General features: G+C 73.8%; 12 protein-coding genes. 7 read left to right on the forward strand and 5 right to left on the reverse strand.

Annotated features, from left to right (window positions below; all coding sequences use genetic code 11):
- Positions 1-321: 321 nt before the first annotated feature.
- Both A1QA_RS0104680 and A1QA_RS0104685 read left to right on the forward strand, forming a co-directional pair.
- A complete protein-coding gene (locus A1QA_RS0104680; RefSeq protein WP_017177765.1) occupies positions 322-1,263 on the forward strand; it encodes a hydrogen peroxide-inducible genes activator in 942 nt (313 codons plus the stop codon).
- A gap of 14 nt (positions 1,264-1,277) precedes the next feature.
- Complete coding sequence (locus A1QA_RS0104685) at positions 1,278-2,246, forward strand: diacylglycerol/lipid kinase family protein (protein ID WP_017177766.1); 969 nt, start codon at positions 1,278-1,280, stop codon at positions 2,244-2,246.
- 23 nt (positions 2,247-2,269) lie between these two features.
- Here A1QA_RS0104685 and pheA read toward each other — a convergent pair whose 3' ends face one another.
- Positions 2,270-3,205: a prephenate dehydratase gene (gene pheA, locus A1QA_RS0104690; protein WP_017177767.1), complete on the reverse strand. Its 936-nt coding sequence runs from the start codon at positions 3,203-3,205 to the stop codon at positions 2,270-2,272.
- A gap of 188 nt (positions 3,206-3,393) precedes the next feature.
- Here pheA and A1QA_RS13495 point away from each other — a divergent pair, with 188 nt between their 5' ends.
- Both A1QA_RS13495 and A1QA_RS13500 read left to right on the forward strand, forming a co-directional pair.
- A complete protein-coding gene (locus tag A1QA_RS13495; RefSeq protein ID WP_017177768.1) occupies positions 3,394-6,276 on the forward strand; it encodes a hypothetical protein in 2,883 nt (960 codons plus the stop codon).
- 183 nt (positions 6,277-6,459) lie between these two features.
- A complete protein-coding gene (locus tag A1QA_RS13500; RefSeq protein ID WP_017177769.1) occupies positions 6,460-8,742 on the forward strand; it encodes a hypothetical protein in 2,283 nt (760 codons plus the stop codon).
- 34 nt (positions 8,743-8,776) lie between these two features.
- Here A1QA_RS13500 and A1QA_RS13505 read toward each other — a convergent pair whose 3' ends face one another.
- The 4 genes from A1QA_RS13505 to A1QA_RS0104720 all read right to left on the reverse strand — a co-directional run bounded on the left by A1QA_RS13505 (position 8,777) and on the right by A1QA_RS0104720 (position 15,191).
- A complete protein-coding gene (locus A1QA_RS13505; protein ID WP_017177770.1) occupies positions 8,777-9,679 on the reverse strand; it encodes a glycosyltransferase in 903 nt (300 codons plus the stop codon).
- Positions 9,680-10,075: 396 nt separating this feature from the next.
- The gene (locus A1QA_RS16680) at positions 10,076-11,494 is read right to left on the reverse strand and encodes a hypothetical protein (protein WP_026048692.1); all 1,419 of its coding nucleotides are present in this window, start codon (positions 11,492-11,494) and stop codon (positions 10,076-10,078) included.
- 76 nt (positions 11,495-11,570) lie between these two features.
- Positions 11,571-14,282 (reverse strand): hypothetical protein, encoded by a 2,712-nt coding sequence (locus A1QA_RS0104715; protein WP_026048693.1) that lies wholly within the window; start codon positions 14,280-14,282, stop codon positions 11,571-11,573.
- Between the two features lie 270 nt (positions 14,283-14,552).
- A complete protein-coding gene (locus A1QA_RS0104720) occupies positions 14,553-15,191 on the reverse strand; it encodes a hypothetical protein (protein WP_017177771.1) in 639 nt (212 codons plus the stop codon).
- Between the two features lie 287 nt (positions 15,192-15,478).
- Here A1QA_RS0104720 and A1QA_RS0104730 point away from each other — a divergent pair, with 287 nt between their 5' ends.
- The 3 genes from A1QA_RS0104730 to A1QA_RS0104740 all read left to right on the forward strand — a co-directional run bounded on the left by A1QA_RS0104730 (position 15,479) and on the right by A1QA_RS0104740 (position 18,154).
- Positions 15,479-16,369 carry a fructose bisphosphate aldolase gene (locus A1QA_RS0104730; protein WP_017177773.1) on the forward strand — a complete coding sequence of 297 codons (891 nt, stop codon included), beginning with the start codon at positions 15,479-15,481 and terminating at the stop codon, positions 16,367-16,369.
- A 235-nt stretch (positions 16,370-16,604) separates the two neighbouring features.
- Entirely contained in the window at positions 16,605-17,447 is an 843-nt protein-coding gene (locus tag A1QA_RS0104735; RefSeq protein WP_017177774.1) for a sensor histidine kinase, read from the forward strand.
- Entirely contained in the window at positions 17,444-18,154 is a 711-nt protein-coding gene (locus A1QA_RS0104740; protein WP_017177775.1) for a response regulator transcription factor, read from the forward strand. Before A1QA_RS0104735 ends, A1QA_RS0104740 begins: the two co-directional genes overlap by 4 nt.
- Positions 18,155-18,202 lie beyond the last annotated feature (48 nt).

Below are 18,202 nucleotides of genomic sequence, written 5' to 3' on the forward strand. Positions count from 1 at the left end.
CCGAGTGTAGCCAGCGGCCGGGCCGGGGCGCGCCGTCGATCCCGCGCGCGGCGGGGGGTGCCGGCAGCGGTTCCCGTCACCCGCTGAATGTCCGCTGAATGAGCGGACACTCCGAGTCTCCTTAAAATACTTCTGCATTCATTGGATAAGCGCCTATAGTGAGATCAATAGCGGCTCCACCTGCGAGCTCACCCGTCCGACGCGGCTTCCCTGGGCCGCCCAACCCCCTCGCGCGGCCCGTCCCTGCACGGACAAGCGTGTCCCGGATCCCTCCACACTCCCACCCCCGATACATGCCCCATCCTCACCCCAGGAATCGCTATGCCCTCCTCCTCGCTGCCGTCCTTCTCGCAGCTGCGCGCCTTCGTCGCGCTGTGCGACCACCAGCACTTCGGTGAGGCCGCTGCCACCCTCGGCGTCTCCCAGCCCAGCCTCTCCCAGGCCATCACCGCCCTGGAGAAGCGGGTGGGCGGGGAGCTCGTCGAGCGCACCACGCGGCGCGTGCTCGTCACGCCCCTCGGTGAGACCCTGCTGTCCTACGCCCGCGAGGCGGTCCTCGCGGCGGAGGCCTTCTCCGACGCCGTCACGAACCAGGGCGCCGCTCTCACGGGAGCGCTGAGGCTCGGGGTCATCCCGACCCTCGCCCCCTATATCGCCCCGGTCCTGCTCGACGGACTGCGCGAGAACCACCCCCAGCTCCAGCCCGAACTCCGCGAGATGGTCACCGGGGACATCCTCGACATGCTGGGCCAGGGGCGCCTCGACGCCGCCATCCTCGCCGTCGACTCCAGGCTCCCCCGCATCACCGCGGCGCCGATGTTCGATGAGCCGCTCGTCATCCTCACCCCCGCCGGCCACCCCTGGGCGGGCCGCGAGGACGTCTCCCCCGACGAGCTCGACGACGAGAACCTCCTGCTCCTCGACGAGGGCAACTGCCTGCGCGACCAGACCCTCGCCCTGTGCCAGCGCTACGGCAACCGGCCGCCGGTGGCCGTGGCCACCACGCTGTCCACGGTCATGCGGATGGTGGCGCACGGGGTGGGCGTCACCGTCATCCCCGAGGGCGCGCTGGGCATGCTCGGCAGCGCGGACACCCACGGCGTGGCCCGCTTCGCCGACCCGGCGCCGGTGCGCCATATCGCCCTGGTCCACCGCGCCTCCTCCTCGCGCACCGAGGACTTCGCCCAGCTCGCCGAGATCGGCACGGCGCTCATCCGCGACACCGGGCTGCCCATCCGCGAGTTCACCTCGCCCACCGCCTGAGCCCTCGCCGCCATATGGGCGCCCTGGCCTGCGTCGTCGTCAACCCCTCCAAGCGGGGGGCGACGCCGCGCCTGCGCGCCGCCCTCGCCGCCGAGCTGCGCGCCGCGGGGTGGGAGCGCGTCGACTGGGCGGCCACCACCCGCCAGCAGCACGGGGCGCTCCAAGCCACGAGGGCGGTGGAGGCCGGCGCCGGGCTCGTCGTCGCCGCTGGCGGGGACGGGACCGTGCGGGCCGTGGCCGACGGCGTGGCCCGGGCCCGCGGCGCTGGCGGCACCGCTGAGCTCGGCATCGTCCCGCTCGGCACGGCGAACCTCGCGGCCCGGGGGCTGGGACTCCCGCTGCGCCGATGGCCGGCGCTGCGCCTGGCGGCGGGCACAGCGGGGCACCGGGCCGCCCCGATCGACCTGCTGGAGGTGAGCACGGACGCGCTGGAGGCCGCCGGATCACCCTCGGAGCCCTGCCTCGTGGTGGCCGGGATCGGATTCGACGCCCGGCTCGTGGCCGCCACCCGCGCCGGCCTCAAGCGCCATGCGGGCTGGGGCGCCTACGCGATCGCGGCCGCCCGGACCCTGGGAGCGCCGCGCCTGCCGATGGCCATCGGCCTCGACGGCGGGGCGAGCGAGGAGGTGACCGCCCGCTGCCTGCTCATCGCCAACTCGGGCCGACTGCCCGCCGGGATCCGCCTCCTGCCGGCCGCCCGCATGGACGACGGCGCGCTCGACGTCGCCGCCATCGATGTCAGGCACGGCCTGGCGGGTTGGGCCTCACTCGCCCGCCAGGTGCTGCCGCCCTCGCCGGCCCGCTACTCGGCGCCCGGGCGGGGGCTGGCGGATGCGCGCCTGAGCCGCGGGCGCGAGGCGGTGGTGAGCCTGGACGAACCCGCCCCGCTGGAGATCGACGGCGAGATCCTCGCCCCCGCCAGGCGGGTGCGCGTGCGCGTGGAGCCCGGCGCCGTCATCGTCCGTGTGCCGCGGAAGGGATGAGCCAGGGGTGACCCAGGGGTGACTCAGAGCGTTCGGCCGGCGAGGACGTCGGCCACCCAGGCGCGCGCCACCGTGAAGTCCTTGTCGCTCGTGCCCGCGCTGACCACCACGGGGCGGCCGTCGAGCCGGGGGTAGGAGCCGAGGAAGCGGACCATGGGGCAGGTGCGGTGCAGTCCGATGAAGGCCGCCTGGACGCGCTCCTCACGGATGTGCCCCTCGACGTCGATGCTGAAGCGGTAGCGGCCCAGGGAATCGCCCACGGGACGGGACTCGATGCGCGAGAGGTTGACGCCGCGGGCGCTGAACTGCTCGAGCATGTCGAGCAGGGCGCCGGCGCGGTCGTGCGGGAGCTGGACCATGAGGGTCGTCTTGTCCGCGCCGGTGGGCTCAGCGACCCGCCCCGGCCGGGAGATGACGACGAAGCGGGTGACGGCGTCGGGATTGTCCGCCACGCCGCCGGCGATGACGGTCAGGCCGTACTGCTGGGCGGCCAGCGGGTTGCACAGGACCGCCTGGAAGCCGGTCTCGCCGCCCTCGGCGAGCGCCTTGGCGGGGGCGGAGGTGGAGGTGCCCGCCACGTAGACGGCGTCGGGGAGGTTGGCGTGGGCCCAGCCGCGGCACTGCGCCCAGGCATGGGGGTGGGTGGAGATGGCCCGGACGTCCTCCAGGCGGGCGCCGGCGCGCCCGGCGAGCACGAAGGTGATGGGGATGGCCACCTCGGCGGTGATGACCAGAGGGGAGGAGGCGATGAGGTTGTCGATGGTGGCGTTGACGCCGCCCTCCACGGAGTTCTCGATGGGGACGACGGCGGAGGCGGCCTCGCGCTCGCGCACCCGGTCCAGGGCGGTGGGCACGTCGGGGCAGGGCTCGACGTCGATGCCCGCGGGCGCGACGGCGCGCAGGGCCATCTCGCTGAAGGTGCCGGCGGGACCGAGGAAGGACCAGACAGGAGCGCTCATGGCCCCGAGGGTATCCGCGCCCGCCGCGGCGCGTCGCCCCCGTCCACAAGGCCCGCCGCGGCGCCCCGTCGCCGCCCGGGGGAAGGGGCGGGGCGCGCCTCCGCCCCCAGAATGCGGACCCGGCGCACGTCAGGGACGGAGCCGTGGGAGGATGAGACCTGCCTCACCCTCGATCCCGAAGGCGCATCATGAGTGACGAATCCACGGTTCCAGACGATCAGCCCGCCTCCGGCGGCAGCTCCGGTGACAGCGCTGAAGAGGCGCGGACCCAGGACTCCGCGGCCGTGCCTCAGCCCGCCGCGGAGGAGCAGCCGCTGCAGGAGCAGGCGGCGCCGGATCTGGGCGCGCAGGGCGCGGTCCAGCAGGGCGCGGGCGAGCAGAATCCGCCCCAGCCCTACCCGGCCCCGCCCCCTCCCGGCTACCCCGGCGCCGTCTACGCGCCCCAGCAGTTCCCGGCCCAGGGGCTTCCCACCCAGCCCGCCGTTCAGGGGCCGCCGAGCGTCGTGTCCCAGGCGCTGTCACCGCTGGGCCGCGCGCCCGCGCAGATCTCCTTCCTGCTGACCCTCGCGGCGGTGCTCGGCACGGCGCTCGTCTCCGCGATCCTCATCCTCGTGGCCATCACGGCCGCAGTCGACAACGCGCCGTCGGGCATCTCCCTGCTCCTGGTCGCCATGGGCTACAGCCTGGGCGGCCACCTGACGGGAGGGATCGACGGGGGCTCCGATGGATCGCTCTCCGTCGGCGCGTCCATGCTCCCCCTCGGCACGCTGGGCGCGATGGCGACGATCGTCTACCTCCTCGCTCGCCGCCGCGCGCCGCGCGACGAGTCTTGGGCGCCCGTCGGCGCGGTCGCCCTGCGCGCGGCCCTGGAGGCCCTCGTGGTGGCCATTGTCGGCTGCCTCCTCACCGGCATCGTCTCCCTGTCCGGCGAGGGAATCAGTCGCAACCTCAAGAACGGCAGCATTCACGCCTCGCCGGTGTGGATCTTCCTCATCGTCTGGCTCATCGTCTTCGGCGCGCTGACGGCCGCCCGCGCGGGCAGCGCCCTGCTGGCCCGGGCCCCCGGCGCCGTCCAGCAGGTGATCCGGGAGGTGGGGGCGCTCGCCTGGGCGGTCGGCGTCGTCCTCGGGCCGATCGTCGTCGTGGGGTTCATTGTGCGCACCGTCCTGAACGATGCCGCCCCCGCGATCCTTGCGCTCCCCGTCTATCTCGGCAATCTGCTCGTCTACGCGCTCAGCCTGGGCACGCTCGGGGCCGCCTCGACGTCCGCGAGCAGCCGCAGCAGCAACGACCTCCTCGACGGCTTCCCCTTCATCACCGGGTCGAAGACGGGCATGGTCTGGGATCTGCTGGGCGGGTGGTCAGCCCTGCTGCTCCTGGCGGTCCTGCTGCTCCTGGCGGTGGCAGCGGCGCGTATCGGCGCGCGCCGCCAGCGCCTGGCCGCCCCCTCCTTCGAGCGCGTCTGGCAGCTGCCGGTCGTCGGCCTCGTCCTCGCCGTCGTGACGCTCCACCTGCTTGTGCCCCTGAGGTTCCATGCAAGCCTGTCAGTCAGCCGCGCGGGCTCCAGCAGCGAGGGCGCCTCCCTCGGCCCGTCCTGGTGGTCGTCCCTCACGCTCGTGCTCATCCTGCTGGTGATCTCCGTGCTCGCCGAGTACGTCCCGGGCCTGCTCTACTCCAATGCGGGCTCGCTGCTGCGGCGCGTCGGCGGGGGCGCCGCCGTCGACCGCTGGGTCGCGGGCCTGCCCACCACCGGGGCGTTCCAGGCGGCGCCCGGCCAGTTCGCGGAGGTGCCCGGCCAGTTCGCGGCCGCGCCCGCGGTCTCGGCCGATGCGTCGGCCGATGCTGCCGCCGCATCCACTCCCCCGCCGCCTGGGATGTCCACGGTCACTCCCGGCACGGGGACGTTCCCGCTGGGCGCGCCCAGCACCGCGGCCTACCCGCTCGGCGCCGGCGGCACGGGATCGTTCCCCGCGGGCGCGACTGCCGCCCCGGGCGGTGCAGTACCCGGCGCGGCGCCCGCTTTGGCGGCCCCGGCTCCCATGAGCCCCCAGGCGCGCCGTCGTTTCAAGCTCGTGACGGGCGCCGTCGTCGCCTGCCTCGCGCTCCTCATGGGGGTCTTCGTCGCCGTCGAGCTGCTCAACAACCAGCGCACACCGGAGAAGGCAGTCGAGAAGTACCTCGATCTCGTGGCCGAGGGGAAGGCCTCCGAGGCGACGGCCATGGTGGACCCGGGGGTGTCGAACGATCAGCGCGCCCTCCTGACCGACTCGGCCATGTCAGCGGCGACGTCGCGGATCACGGTGGTCGACGTCGAGGAGAAGGACAAGAGCGGCGACGAGAGGCAGGTCAAGGCCACGCTGTCCCTTGACGGCGAGCAGTTCACCGAGACCTTCCTCGTGTCCGCCGAGGACAAGTCCTTCGGCCTGCTCAACAACTGGAAGGTCGAGACCTCGCTTGCCATGCCCGTCCAGTTGTCCTCCGAGTCCCTGGGCGCCCTCAGCGTGGGCGGCACGGAGGTCACCCTGGAGAACCCGAGCAAGGGCTCGAAGGCGATGGCGTCCTCGGACAGCACCGGCGGTACTGCCACCCAGTACATGTACCCCGGCATCTACCCCATCGCCACCGCATCGGCGAACTCCACCTACGTCACCACCGACAAGTCCTCAGCCACGATCTCACCCAAGGACGGCGGCGCCTCGGGTGCCATGATCTCCGTGGAGGGCGAGGCGACCGAGGACCTCAAGCAGTTCGTCCTGACCAAGGTCAACGAGAAGGCAACGAGCTGTGTGACACCGCCGACCAATACCGACAGTTTCTGCCCCTACGAGCTGCAGGCCACGGACCTGGCGTCGCTCTCGGTGACGACTCCGGCGAGCACGGTGACGATGGACGACGCCTCGACGTTCAAGAGCGGGACGATCGTCTTCAGCTACCGGAAGGACCCCTCGACATGGGACAAGAACCCGAAGGACCAGACGGTCAAGTACACCTTCTCCGGGAAGGTCGAGCTGCCGGCCAGTGGTGATCCGGACGTGTCCGTCACCCTGGCGGTCCACGCCTACGACTTCTGACCCCTCCCCCTCGCCGAGACCGGGCGAACAGCACCGCGAAACCGGGCGGATATCCACAGTCTCATCGAAGGACGCGCGTCGTCCGTCGAGCCTGTGGACAGTGAACCGGTCTCGCCGTGCTGATCGCCCGGTTTCGATCATGAGTTCTACCGGTCTCGCGTGGGAGGACCGTAGGCTTCTCGGGTGAGCAGCCGACGTCGGAACCCTCAGCAGCGCTTCGCGCGCGCGGTCGTCTACGGCATCATTCTGCTCACCGTCCTCGGGATGATCCTCACGATGGTCGGCATGGCGTCCTCGGCGTTCGCCCAGCCGACGGCGCCCCAGCCCCAGGAGACCGCCGAGCCCACGCCTGTCGTCGTGCTGGGCACCCGCGACCTCACCTGGGGAGACCTGCGCGAGATCGCGGGCTCCTCCTCCCCCGCCGCAGGCGACGCCCGCGCCCTCCTCGACGCCGCGAGCAGTGGCGAGCCCGTCAACGTCGTCGTGCGCTCGGCTAACCCGGCCACCTGCCCGGCCGACGGATGGCTGACCCTCGGCGCCGGCTCCCGCGCCCGCGCCCTGCCCCCCACCGCCTCCTCCGCGCCGGGCTCCCCCCCCTGCTTGGAGACTCCCGACGCCGCATCCGCCCTGGCCGCCACCCGCGACTCCGGCTACGAGGCCCACCCGGGCTCGCTCGCGACGGCGCTGGCCGAGGCAGGAGCGCCAGTGGCGGCCGTCGGGGAACCCGCTGCTCTCGCGCTGGCCACGGAGGACGCGGCCAGCATGAGGGGCGCAGAGGGCGGGGGGAGCCCGGCCAGCGGGAGCCTCCAGGAGATCCTGACCTCCGGCCCGAGCGGCCTGGCCCTCGTCGACACGGCCACGGGCGCCACCACCGCCGAGCAGCGGGTGACCGCTCTGGCCCGCGCCCGCGAGGCGGTCCTCGCCACGGCGCCGCGGGCGAGGATCATCATCGTCTCCGTGGCCGACGCCGAGAGTCCCGGCCCGCAGATCGGCATCCTTCCCGCGGGCACCACCTCCCCACGCGGCGAGGACGACGGGCTGCTCGTCGGCGCCTCCACCCACCAGGCGGGACTCATCCAACTGACCGACCTCGCCCCCACGATCCTCGCCGCGCTCACCGGGAGCCCGCGGGGGGCCAGCGGCACCGCGCGGATGACGGGCAGCGCGCTCGCCCTCCCCGTCTCCCTTCCCCCGGCCGCGGACGCGGACGCCGCCGATAGGGCCACCACCGGCACCGGGACTGGCGCTATCGACAGGCTCGCCGACGACGCGCTGCGCGCCCGCGCCTCCCATATGGCCACGATCCCAAGCGCGCTGCTCATCATCATCGCCTCTGGCGTCCTCGCGCTCACGGCCGCCCTGGCCCTGCGGCGCCCGCGCCCACCGCGCACGATGGCGTCCCTGAGGGCGGCCGGGCTGACGACGTCGTGCCTGCCCCTCGCCGCGCTCCTGTCCGGTGCCCTCCCCTGGTGGCGCGCCGGCGCGGGAGAGCCCTCGTGGGCCACCGTCGCTGCCGCGCTCGCCACGATGCTGCTCATCGGCGCCGTGCTCGCCGGGGTCATCGCCCTCGCCGCCCGGGCCGCCCACCACCCCGTGGCGCTGGTCGCCGGGGCGACGGCGCTGGCCTGGCTGCTCGACGCCGCGCTCGGGGCGCCGCTGGCCTTCAACGGGGCCCTCGGCATGGATGCCGTGGTCGCGGGCCGCTTCTACGGCATGTCCAACACGGGCTTCGCGATCGCCGCCGCCGCGCTCATCGTCGTGATCGCCGCGCTCCGCCCCCTCGCCCCCCATGGCCGCGCTTGGACGGTCGGCCTCGTGGCGCTCGTGGGCGGGGGCGCGCTCGTGCTCGACGGCGCGCCCTGGCTCGGCGCGGATCTGGGGGGCGCCCTCACGCTCGCGCCCGTGCTCGTGGTCCTCGCGGTGGCGCTGGCGGCCCCACGGCTGGGACGGCGGGGCTGGCTGCGCGCCGGCCTGGGAGCGGGCGCGGGAATGCTGGTGGTCGGGGCGATCCTGGCGGCCCTCGACCTCACGCGCCCGGCTGATCGGCGCACCCACCTGGGGCGCTTCGCCGCGGGCCTCACCGACGGCTCGGCCTGGAGCACGCTGGGGCGCAAGGCTGGGGCCCTCATCGCCCCCTTCGTCAGCAGCGGGCTCGCCCTGGCGGCGCTGGCGGCGGGGCTGATCGCCATCGCCAGCGCGGCCTGGTGGGGGGCTCGGGAGCGCCGGGCGTGGCGCGAGGGCCGCTCCGCCTACCAGTGGCTGGTCGCGGCGGCTCCCACGCCCCTGTGGATCAGGCCCGCGCTAGTGGGACTGGGGGCGCTCGTCGTCGTCGAGACCCTGCTCAACGACTCAGGGCTCTCCATGGCGGTCATCTCAGCCGCCGCTGCCGCGCCCCTCATCCTGCGGGCGCGGGCGAGCGGGCGCTCAGAGACAGGCACGAAGAAAGCGCCCGACCTGCCGGTCTGATCCGCCGCGCGCAGGAGGCACGCACGGCGGCGGATCAGGCGGTCCGCTCCTGGGGAGCGGGGCTCGCCTCGTCGGCCACCTGGCCGTCCGCGTCCTGCTCTTGGCCACCGGCATCCGCGGGGGCTCCGTCGGCGGCTGGCATGACGGCCCGGTACGCCCTGAAGGGCGCCTGCTCGCGGATCGCGTCATCGTCGCGCAGATGGGCGGGGACGCGCTGGCCGCGGAGCTTGCGCCGGGCGATCGCCTGCATGACGGCGCGGTACTGGGCGGCGCGGTGCAGCCTGCCAGCCATGTCGTTGCCGGAGGCGCGGTGCTGGATATCGCAGGGGACCTCGATAACGGTCAGGCCCGCGACAAGCACGTCGATGGTCATGCCGACCTCCACGCCCCAGCCCTCGGCGAAGGGCTGGGCGGCGTCGTAGGCCTCCCGCGTGAGGCAGCGCTGGCCGGACAGCGGGGCGACCGGCGCCCAGCCGGTGGTGGCGGCGATGGCCCGGCGAGCGGCGCGCACGACGCGGCCCCTGCCACCGGCACCGGCCTGCTTGGGCAGGACGGCGATGGACATGTCGGCCGCGCCGTCGATCACCGGTGGGACGAGGTCGGCGCAGGCGGCGGCGGAGTCGCCAAGATCGCCGTCGATGAAGAGCAGGAGGCGGGAGGGGCCGTCCTCGTAGTCGCGCATGGCGACGACGCCCGCCCCGGTCTCCATGGCGGAGGCCTTGCCCCGGCTCACCGAGTGGCGGACGGTGACGGCTCCGGCGCAGCGCGCCGCGCTCTGGGTGGCGTCAGTGGATCCATCGTCAACGACGACGACGAGGTCGACTCGCGGGATGGCACGGCAGGCGCGGACCGTCGCCGCGATGCGGTCGGCCTCGTCCTTGGCGGGGATGACCACGGCGATGCGCTGATCGGGTCGCGGGTCGGAGGACGGGCTCACGGGGCAAGAGTAGCCATGATCCGGGGTCGCGTGTGGGAGGGCCCGTCTTCCCGAGCCATCTCAACCCGCGGGCGGGCGGCGCCCCAGTTGCTGAAAGCTTGCGGAATCGACGCGTTTGCCCTGGTGGCTTTCGCGACCGGTGGAAACCGTCGCCGGAGCGTGGAAGCCTGGGATCTGGGACCCGTCAATGGCGACGGGCTCCCATCCGACCCCTTCCCCGGGCGGCCCCTGTCCGCCTCGCCCGGCCCGACTGGCTCAACGAGCACAACGCATGCCTGGCCACGAAGGCCGCAGGACCTCAGCTCGCCCTAGGGGCAAGGGAGACGCACGGCGGGGCACCGAGCATTGTTGATGCTCGGTGCCCCGCCGCTCATGCGTGCACTATCAGGCGCGGGCTCAAGCGGCGGAGCGCCTACCCGCCATGAACCACCAGGCCGCGCCCCCAACACCGACCAGGGCGGCCGGCGTGAGGATCCAGGGGAGCATCTCCATGCCGTCGCTGCCCTTCTCGCTCGGCGCCGCCGCCTGGGTGGCGGGGGCCGCCTGCTGGGAGCTGGAGTCGGACGACGGCGCGCCGCTGGGGTTGGTGGTCGACGTCGAGCGCGGGGTCCGGGTCGGGCTCGGACCGGTGCTGCCCTGCGGAACGGGGTTCGGGGCCGCGCTCGATGCGAGAGGGCTGGGCGTGCTGCCCGCGGAGGGGTTGGTGGCGTCGCGCTGCAGGCCCTGGCCCGCCGGGGCGTTGGCCGAGCCGTCACGCCCGGCAGGGACCGGGTTGGGCGAGGCCGGGGCGACGACGCTGCCGGGGTTCGTGGTTCCGGACAGGGCGGGGTTGCCCTGGGCGGCGGCGCCGGAGTCGGCCGGGGCCTGGGGAGCGGGAGCCTGAGGCGCAGCTGGGGCGGCGGGAGCCGGGGGCTCGGCCGGTGCCGCGGGGGCAGCGATCTCGGGAGCGGCCGGTGCCTCCGGGGCGGGCACGGGAGCCTCGGGAGCAGGCGCCGGGGAAGGAGCCTCGGGAGCAGGCGCCGGGGCAGGAGCCTCGGGCGCGACGCCACCGCCACCGTTACCGCCGCCAGGGTTCCCCGGCCGGGGAGCGGGGTTCTGAGGCCCACCAGGCTGGGGCGCCGGGCCCGGGTTGGGCTGGTCGGGGCCCGGAGCGGGCTTGTCAGGCTCGGGGTCCGGCTGGGGCTGGGGGTCGGGCGTGCCCGGATCCTCGGGCGCCTCTGGGGCTGGCTTCTTGCTGGTCGCCGTGAGCGTGTGGCGAGTGCCATCGGGGCTGACATAGGTCACGGAGGCCTCGCCCGCGAAGTCGGGGCCAGGGGTGAAGACGGGCTTCCCGCTCTTCTCGTCAAAGGTCCACGTGCCGACGCCCTTATCGGGCTGGGACTCGAAGCTGCCGCCCGTCGGGACGTCGAACTCCGCCCGGCCATCGACGATCTCCCGGGTGTCGGAGTTCGGGTCGGCCTTGGGGACCTCGGGCTCCTCGGGAGCGTCGCCGCCCTGGCCGCCGCCGTTGCCCGGGTCCGCGGGAAGGCCCGGCTTGAGATCGCCACCGCCCTGGCCGCCGCCGTTGCCCGGGTCCGCGGGAAGGCCCGGCTTGAGATCGCCACCGCCCTGGCCGCCGCCGTTGCCCGGGTCCGCGGGAAAGTCCGGCCTGAGGTCACCAGCAGGCTGGGCGGCGCCGTTCTGGGCGGCGGGTTCGGCGGGCGCGCCAACGGCAGGGTCAGGCTGCTCATCGGCGGTGGCCGAGGGGCTGATGACCGCGATGGAGGCGGCAATGGCAAGAGCAAGGGCGCCGTTCCCGGCGACGGGATGCTTCACAGGATCTCCCAGGGGGTGGAGTGTCACGGGCTGATAACGAGGCTAGCAGGATCAGCGCATATTGCGGTAGCGCGGATCAGTGCGCGAGGGCGTACACCTTCCATGTCTCGGCGTCGGTGTCGACGACGAACGAGTAGTCCCCGGCGCCTCCCCACGGGATCGCCGGCGAGGCCGCGTCGATCGCCTGGGTCGTCGTCGGATCAGACATCTGGGCGTAGAGCCACTGCTCGGATTCGCTCTGGCCGTAGTAGTAGACGCCGTCGCAGGTCGCCGGGGCGAGGGCCGCCTGTGTGATGGCGGGCTGGTCGCCGGTGGTCATGACGACCTGTCCCACCGCGTAGGCCCCCCGCTCCGGGAAAGCGACGACGCTCGCGGGCAGGGCGGCGAGGTCGAGCCCGGGCATCGAGGCGAGGCTGGAGCCGTCGTCGACGCTGAACAGGCCCAGGGTGCCGCCGGTCGTGTCGTTCCAGCCCACCGCGACGAGCGAGGCCGTCACCGTGCAGATATAGGCCGGGGCGGCGCCCGCCCCGCCGTCGCCGACGAGCGTCCCCTCTCCCAGAGCGCCCGAGCGGGCGATCCGCGAGTAGTGCGCGTTGCCGTCCACGACGAGGACGTGGCTGTCCGTCGCGGCGGTGGCGGTGTGCCTGCTGGGCACGGTCACCGTGTAGACGCCCTGGCTGTCGACGCCGGCGGCCGAGGAGTTCGGAAGGGTGAAGAGCGGGCTGCCCCCCACCCAGCTCACCGTGGCGCCCTGCGGCGGGGTGATGCTCGTCGGCTCGCCGAGGGTGCTGCCGGTCAGCGGGTACCACGACATCGCGGTCGGGGTGACCGCCCAGATGGCCGCGGTCCCTCCCATGGCGCCCAGCACGAGCGCCTGGGCATCCGCCGGGGCGCTCTGGCTGCTCGCCCGCGCGCCAGTGGTGTCGAGGACGTCGATCGTCGATCCCGGCGTGAGGATGGCGACGCCGTCGGGCAGCGCAAGGGGGCTCGTCTGTGGCTTGATCTCTGCCTCCCAGACCGCCTGGCTGCTGAGCGGCGAGGGCGCGGAGTGCGAGGGAAGGGCGATCGTCCCGGTCGGTCGCTGCGTGCCCGACTCGGCGCTGGCCGAGGAGGTCGACGGCCCCATCATCGTCTTGGCGAGGACGGCGACGGCGCCCGCCGTGCCGACGACCCCGACGGTCAGGAGGACGGCGCGGCGGGAGACCCGGTGACCGCCGGCACTTCCCGACGCCCCGCTGGCGGCGCTGTCATCCCCGCTCGATGGCACATCCCTGGAGGTGTAGCGGTACGACGGCGTGGGCTGTCCCATACCATCCATCGGCTGGTTCCAGTCCTGCGACGCGGCGGGGGCGGACGTGGGCGCGAAGGGCTCCGCCTCGGGAGCGGCCTGCTGGGGCTGCGCGGGCGACTCGGCGGCGGGCTCGGGGAACCAGCGCTGAGGGGCGGAGATCGGCCGCGTGTCCGGGACGGATGGGGCCGGCATCGGGTCGTCAGGGGGAGCCGGGGAGCTCGCCGCCGCGAGCGCCTCGGGCTCCGGCCCTGCCGGCTCGGGGGTGAGGCCGATCGGCTCGGGCTCCGCCTGCTGGACGGTGGGCTCCACGGGAGCGGGCGCCGCCGGCGAGGGGACCGCTGGCGCGGACCACGACGTCGGCGCGGCGGGCGATGCCGCTGGGACCGCTGGCGATGCGGGGAAGGCCGGGGGGACCGCTGGTGATGGGGGGAGGGCCGGGGGGACCGCTGGTGATGGGGAGAAGGCCGGGGGGACCGCTGGAGGCTGGGCCGCTGTCGGCTGGGGCGCCGAGGGCTGGGCGGACGGCACGACCCCGGAGGAGCCGTAGGCGGACGGCACTGACGGTGCCGAGGGCGCCGTCGGGTAGGCGCGGGTGTCCGGGACCTGAGGAGGCTGCGGGGACTGCGAGGCTGGTGGGGCCTGCTGCTCCGGGGGGAGCCAGTAGACCGGCTCGGGCTGCGCAGGCGCGGCAGGGTCGACGGGCCCCGCGGGCCCCGCGGGCCCCATGGGCTCGGCGTAGCCCTGATAGCCGGGGGCGTAGCCCTGGTAACCAGTGCCGGACTGGTAGCCGCCGCCGGTCTGACCGCCCGCGTGGCCCGGCCCGGATGCGGCGCCGGGGGCACCCGAGTAAGGACCAGCGCTGGTGAGGTCGCCGGGGACCGGGAGCGTTCGCGCCGACTGCGCGGCTGCGGCGTCGGCGGAGGCGGAGCGCCACTCGGCACCGGACGGGGCGCTGGGGGACGGAGTGGGATCGGTCGCGCCAGGAGCGGCGGCGTCACCGGAAGCCGGCGCGGCGGACGGCACAGCGGACGGCCCCATGGCGCTGGGGATCGACGGCGGCCCACTGACGGCGAGGGCCTCGTCGGGGTGGATGTCCACCGCGGCCGGGGCTCCCGCGCTGGTCCACGTCCTGTGGGCGTCCGCACCGAGCGCCTCCCACTGGTCGTCGGAGGCGAAGGCCATCGCATCGAGGGCGTCGATGGGGCTGAAGTTGGTGTCGTTGGGGCCGCGCAGGATCGCCCCGGTGATGTCGCCCTTGAGGACGTACCAGCGGGAGTCCTGGCCGACCCGCACATGCATGGGGGCGAGAACCTCATCGCCGTACTGGGTGCCCACCAGCCACACGGCCGCGCTGATGCAGGTGACCGCGGGGGCCTGCCCGTCGACCGGCGTCACTTCCTGGCCGTTGATGGTGATGACTCCGGCGGAGTCGACCTCAGCCTGGATGACCGGGTGGGTGAAGGCCATGCCCAGGAGGTCGGGGGTCATCTTCTGCATGGCGGTGTCCTTCTTCGGGGATGCGTCGGGGAGGAGACAGGGGCGGCGCCCAGGGAGGCGGCGAGTCGTCTCCAAGAGAGACGGCGACGGCAGGGGACGCCACTGTCCTCGATCCTCGAACGAGGCAGCACCACCTGCGAGGCGGCGCTGAAGATAACGGTACCATCACGATGTTTCGCCCGATATGTGCTGGATTTCGCATCCCAGGCGCCCTCGCGGCGCCGTCGGGGACTCCGCCTCAGGCGGCGCCCGCCCGAAAAGCAGGGACTACTAGAAGAGACCGCCGCTCATGACGTGCTCCCACTCCGCGGCCCGATCCGCGCGGCGCCCGGCGCCGATGAGGATCTGCTGGGCGGCGGGCACGTCCTCCACGATCATCGCCGCCATCGCCTGGGCGGTGCCGGAGCGGCGGCCCCAGCTCTTGCGGGCGGCGTCGAGCGCCATGCCCGCATCCCCCCACTCCCCCAGGCCCGAGCGCAGGGCGGTGACGAGCGTGTACACCGCGGCGCGGCGCCGCCACCCCTCCCCACTCGGGGCGGGGTGCTGGGCGCGCAGGCGGACGACGAGCTCGTCGTCGGTCTCGAGGTGGACGAGCCAGCCGGAGTGGAGGAGGAGGTCGCCGGCGCCGTCGAGGCCGGCTTTCCACGCGCGGCGGGCGGCGACGGCGGGGGCCGGGGTGTCCGTGAAAGTCGGGACGGTGGCCGCCCACTCCCCCAGCCACACGGCGTCGACGATGGCGGCCAGGTCCGCGCCGTCCAGCGCGGCGTGATCGACGAGCTCGGCGGCCTGGTCGCACTGCTCCTGCGCCGAGCGGGCCCGCTCCTCGTCGAGCTCGTCGGCGACGAGCCGGGCGACGGCGGGCGACATCGGCTGCGGAGTGAAGGAGGAGAAGGAGGGGTCAGTGGTCACGGGGTCGCTCCTTCAGGGCCGAGGCGCTCAGGGCGGCCAGGCGCCGCCGGCACCAGCGTAGAGGAGGGGCCCGATGGGGCGCGGGGGCGGTCCCGAACCGGTCTCGATCCTGTTTTCGACCGGTCTCGGCGGGAGGGGGCAACAGGAGGGGTGGCCGCCGTCGAGAGACCGGAGAACCTCCGACGGCGGCCACCGCGAGCTCCGCACCACTGGAGCCGACCTGTTAATGATAACGGTTCTCGGCTAGGATGTCACGCGTCACATCCGATCCCCTGCGAGGAGTCCTCATGACCAACCCCGACCAGCTCGCCCGCATCCACTCCGCCCCCGGCTTCATCGCCGCCCTCGACCAGTCCGGCGGCTCCACACCCAAGGCCCTTGCCGCCTACGGCGTCGGCGCCGACCGCTACAGCAACGACGCCGAGATGTTCGACCTCGTCCACGCCATGCGGACCCGCGTCATCACATCCCCCTCCTTCACCTCCGAGAGGATCATCGGCGCGATCCTCTTCGAGCGCACGATGGACGGCGCCATCGAGGGCCGCCCCACCGCCGAGTACCTGTGGGACGTCAAGGGCATCGTCCCCTTCCTCAAGATCGACAAGGGCCTGGCCGAGCGCGCCGACGACGCCCAGGTCATGAAGCCCATGCCCGAGCTCGACTCGCTGCTGGACCGCGCCGTCGCCGCCGGCATCTTCGGCACCAAGGAGCGCTCCGTCATCCACGGCGCCAACCCCGCCGGAGTCAAGGCGGTGGTCGACCAGCAGTTCGAGGTGGCGAGGAAGGTCCTGGCCAAGGGCCTCGTGCCGATCATCGAGCCCGAGGTCTCCATCTCCGCCCCGGACAAGGCCGAGGCCGAGGCGCTGCTGCGCGACGCCCTGGTCGCGGGCCTGGACGCCCTGCCCGAGGACGCCGTCGTCATGCTCAAGCTGACGATCCCCTCCGAGGACGGCTTCTACAGCCCGCTCATGGAGCACCCCCGGGTGGCGCGCGTCGTGGCGCTGTCCGGCGGCTACCCGCGCGAGGAGGCCAACGAGCGCCTGTCGCGCAACCCCGGCCTCATCGCCTCCTTCTCCCGCGCGCTGCTGGAGGGGCTGAGCGACGGGCAGTCCCAGGAGGAGTTCGACGCGACCCTCGCCGCCACGATCGACGGCGTCTACCGCGCCTCCATCGCCTGAGCGGAGCGGCTGGCGCGGGCAGGCGCGGGCAGGCACGGGTGAGCGCCCGAACCGCCTGCCGCGCCGCGCGCTGATGGCTGCGTTCTCCCCGACGGGTGCCGTTCACACCGATGGCTGCCGCCAGCACCTTCGGGTGCGGGGAGACCGCACCCGAAGGTGCTGGCGGCACCCGTCAGTGCCAGAGGCACCCGCGAGTGCGGGCGGCGCCCCTCGGCGAAGGCGGCACAATGGCCCTATGCCCAGCGCCTGGACCCTCGCGCTCCTGGCCGCCCTGTGCCTCATCCTCGCGGCGGCCTGCGGCATCGCGGCCCGACTGCGCCACCTCCTGCGCCTATCCCGCCTCGACAACGCGCGCCTGCGCGCCACCGCCCAGGACCGGGCCACCCCTCGCGATGTCCTGGCGCACGAGATCCGCACGCCGCTCGCCCTCATCGGCGCCTCGGCCGAGCTCCTCGCCGAGGAGACCCCCGGGGAGCTCAACGAGGTGCAGCGACGATTCGTCCACACGATCCAGGACAACGCCCGCCAGGCCCAGCAGATGGCCGAGGACTTCCTCACCGAGGCCCGCCTCGGCCACGAGCTGTTCGCCCTGCGCCTGGCGGACGTGGAGCTGCGCGACCTCGTGCGCGAGCTCATCCAGGAGATGCGCCGCACGGCGAGCAACCCAATCCGCCTGGAGGAGCGCGGCCGCCCGATCCGCGCGCACGCCGACCACCGCCTCCTGCGCCAGGCCATCGCCAACACAGTCACCAACGCCCTGCGCCACTCCCCCGAGGACAGCGCCGTGACGGTGCGCGTGAGCGCTGAGACCGAGGACGCGCTCATCACCGTCATGGACGACGGGCCGGGCATGACCCCGGACGAGCGCAGCCACGCCTTCGAGCCCTACGCCACGACCAACCCGCTCGCGGCGCCCGCCAGCCGAGGAGCGGGCCTGGGGATGCTCGTCACGCAGCGCATCATGGAGGCGCATGAGGGCAGCGTGCTCATCGATACGATCATGGCCAGGGGCACCACCGTCTACCTCTCCCTCCCCCTGCGCCACGACGCCCTGCCCAAGGAGGGCCAGTCAGCATGACCGCAGTCCCAGCCCCGTCGTCACTCACCGCGCTCGTCGTCGACGACGAGCCGCAGATGGTCTACATCATCACCTTCGCCCTCGAGACCCAGGGCTTCACCTGCGTGACCGCCTCCAGCGCCGAGGAGGCCTGGGCGATCCTGTCCGATCAGGCGATCGACCTCGTCATCCTCGACGTCATGCTCCCAGGTGCCAGCGGCGTCGAGCTGTGCCGCCGCATCCGGGCCTCCGGGATCGGAGCGCCCATCATCCTGCTCACCGCCCTGGGCGACGAGCCCGACCGGATCGCCGGGCTCGAGGCCGGGGCCGACGACTACGTGGCGAAGCCCTTCTCCCCCCGTGAGCTCGCCCTGCGGGCCCGTGCGGTCACCCGGCGCGCCGGGGCAGGGCCGGAGGCGATCGAGAACGGGCCCCTGCGAGTCTCCACGCTCACCGGCCGGGTGTCCTGGGGCGGGCGCTCGATCCCCCTGCCGGATACCGAGGCCAGGCTGCTCGCGGCCCTCGCCCGCCGTCATGACACGGTCATCACCTGGCAGGACCTCCTCGGTGAGGTCTGGGGCGCGAGCGACGACGCCGGAGGCAAGGAGATGGTGCGCACCACCGTCTACCGCCTGCGCCGCCACCTCCAGGCCCGGGGCATCAGCCCGGATATCGTCGTCTCCGCGCGCGGCCGCGGCTACCTCATGCCCCGGCTCGACGGCGCGTGAGCCGTGACAGCTGTATGACAGTGCTGTCACTATCCGTGATCGTCGAAG

It is taken from the genome of Actinomyces timonensis DSM 23838, from assembly GCF_000295095.1.
Classification (GTDB): domain Bacteria; phylum Actinomycetota; class Actinomycetes; order Actinomycetales; family Actinomycetaceae; genus Actinomyces; species Actinomyces timonensis.

What these genes read in the sequence shown, in the direction of transcription:
- pheA (WP_017177767.1), bottom strand. Translation starts at nt 3,205, where the DNA reads ATGAGCGCTCCTGTCTGGTCCTTCCTCGGTCCCGCCGGCACCTTCAGC.
- A1QA_RS0104735 (WP_017177774.1), top strand. Translation starts at nt 16,605, where the DNA reads ATGCCCAGCGCCTGGACCCTCGCGCTCCTGGCCGCCCTGTGCCTCATC.
- A1QA_RS0104730 (WP_017177773.1), top strand. Translation starts at nt 15,479, where the DNA reads ATGACCAACCCCGACCAGCTCGCCCGCATCCACTCCGCCCCCGGCTTC.
- A1QA_RS0104680 (WP_017177765.1), top strand. Translation starts at nt 322, where the DNA reads ATGCCCTCCTCCTCGCTGCCGTCCTTCTCGCAGCTGCGCGCCTTCGTC.
- A1QA_RS0104685 (WP_017177766.1), top strand. Translation starts at nt 1,278, where the DNA reads ATGGGCGCCCTGGCCTGCGTCGTCGTCAACCCCTCCAAGCGGGGGGCG.
- A1QA_RS0104740 (WP_017177775.1), top strand. Translation starts at nt 17,444, where the DNA reads ATGACCGCAGTCCCAGCCCCGTCGTCACTCACCGCGCTCGTCGTCGAC.
- A1QA_RS13495 (WP_017177768.1), top strand. Translation starts at nt 3,394, where the DNA reads ATGAGTGACGAATCCACGGTTCCAGACGATCAGCCCGCCTCCGGCGGC.
- A1QA_RS0104715 (WP_026048693.1), bottom strand. Translation starts at nt 14,282, where the DNA reads ATGCAGAAGATGACCCCCGACCTCCTGGGCATGGCCTTCACCCACCCG.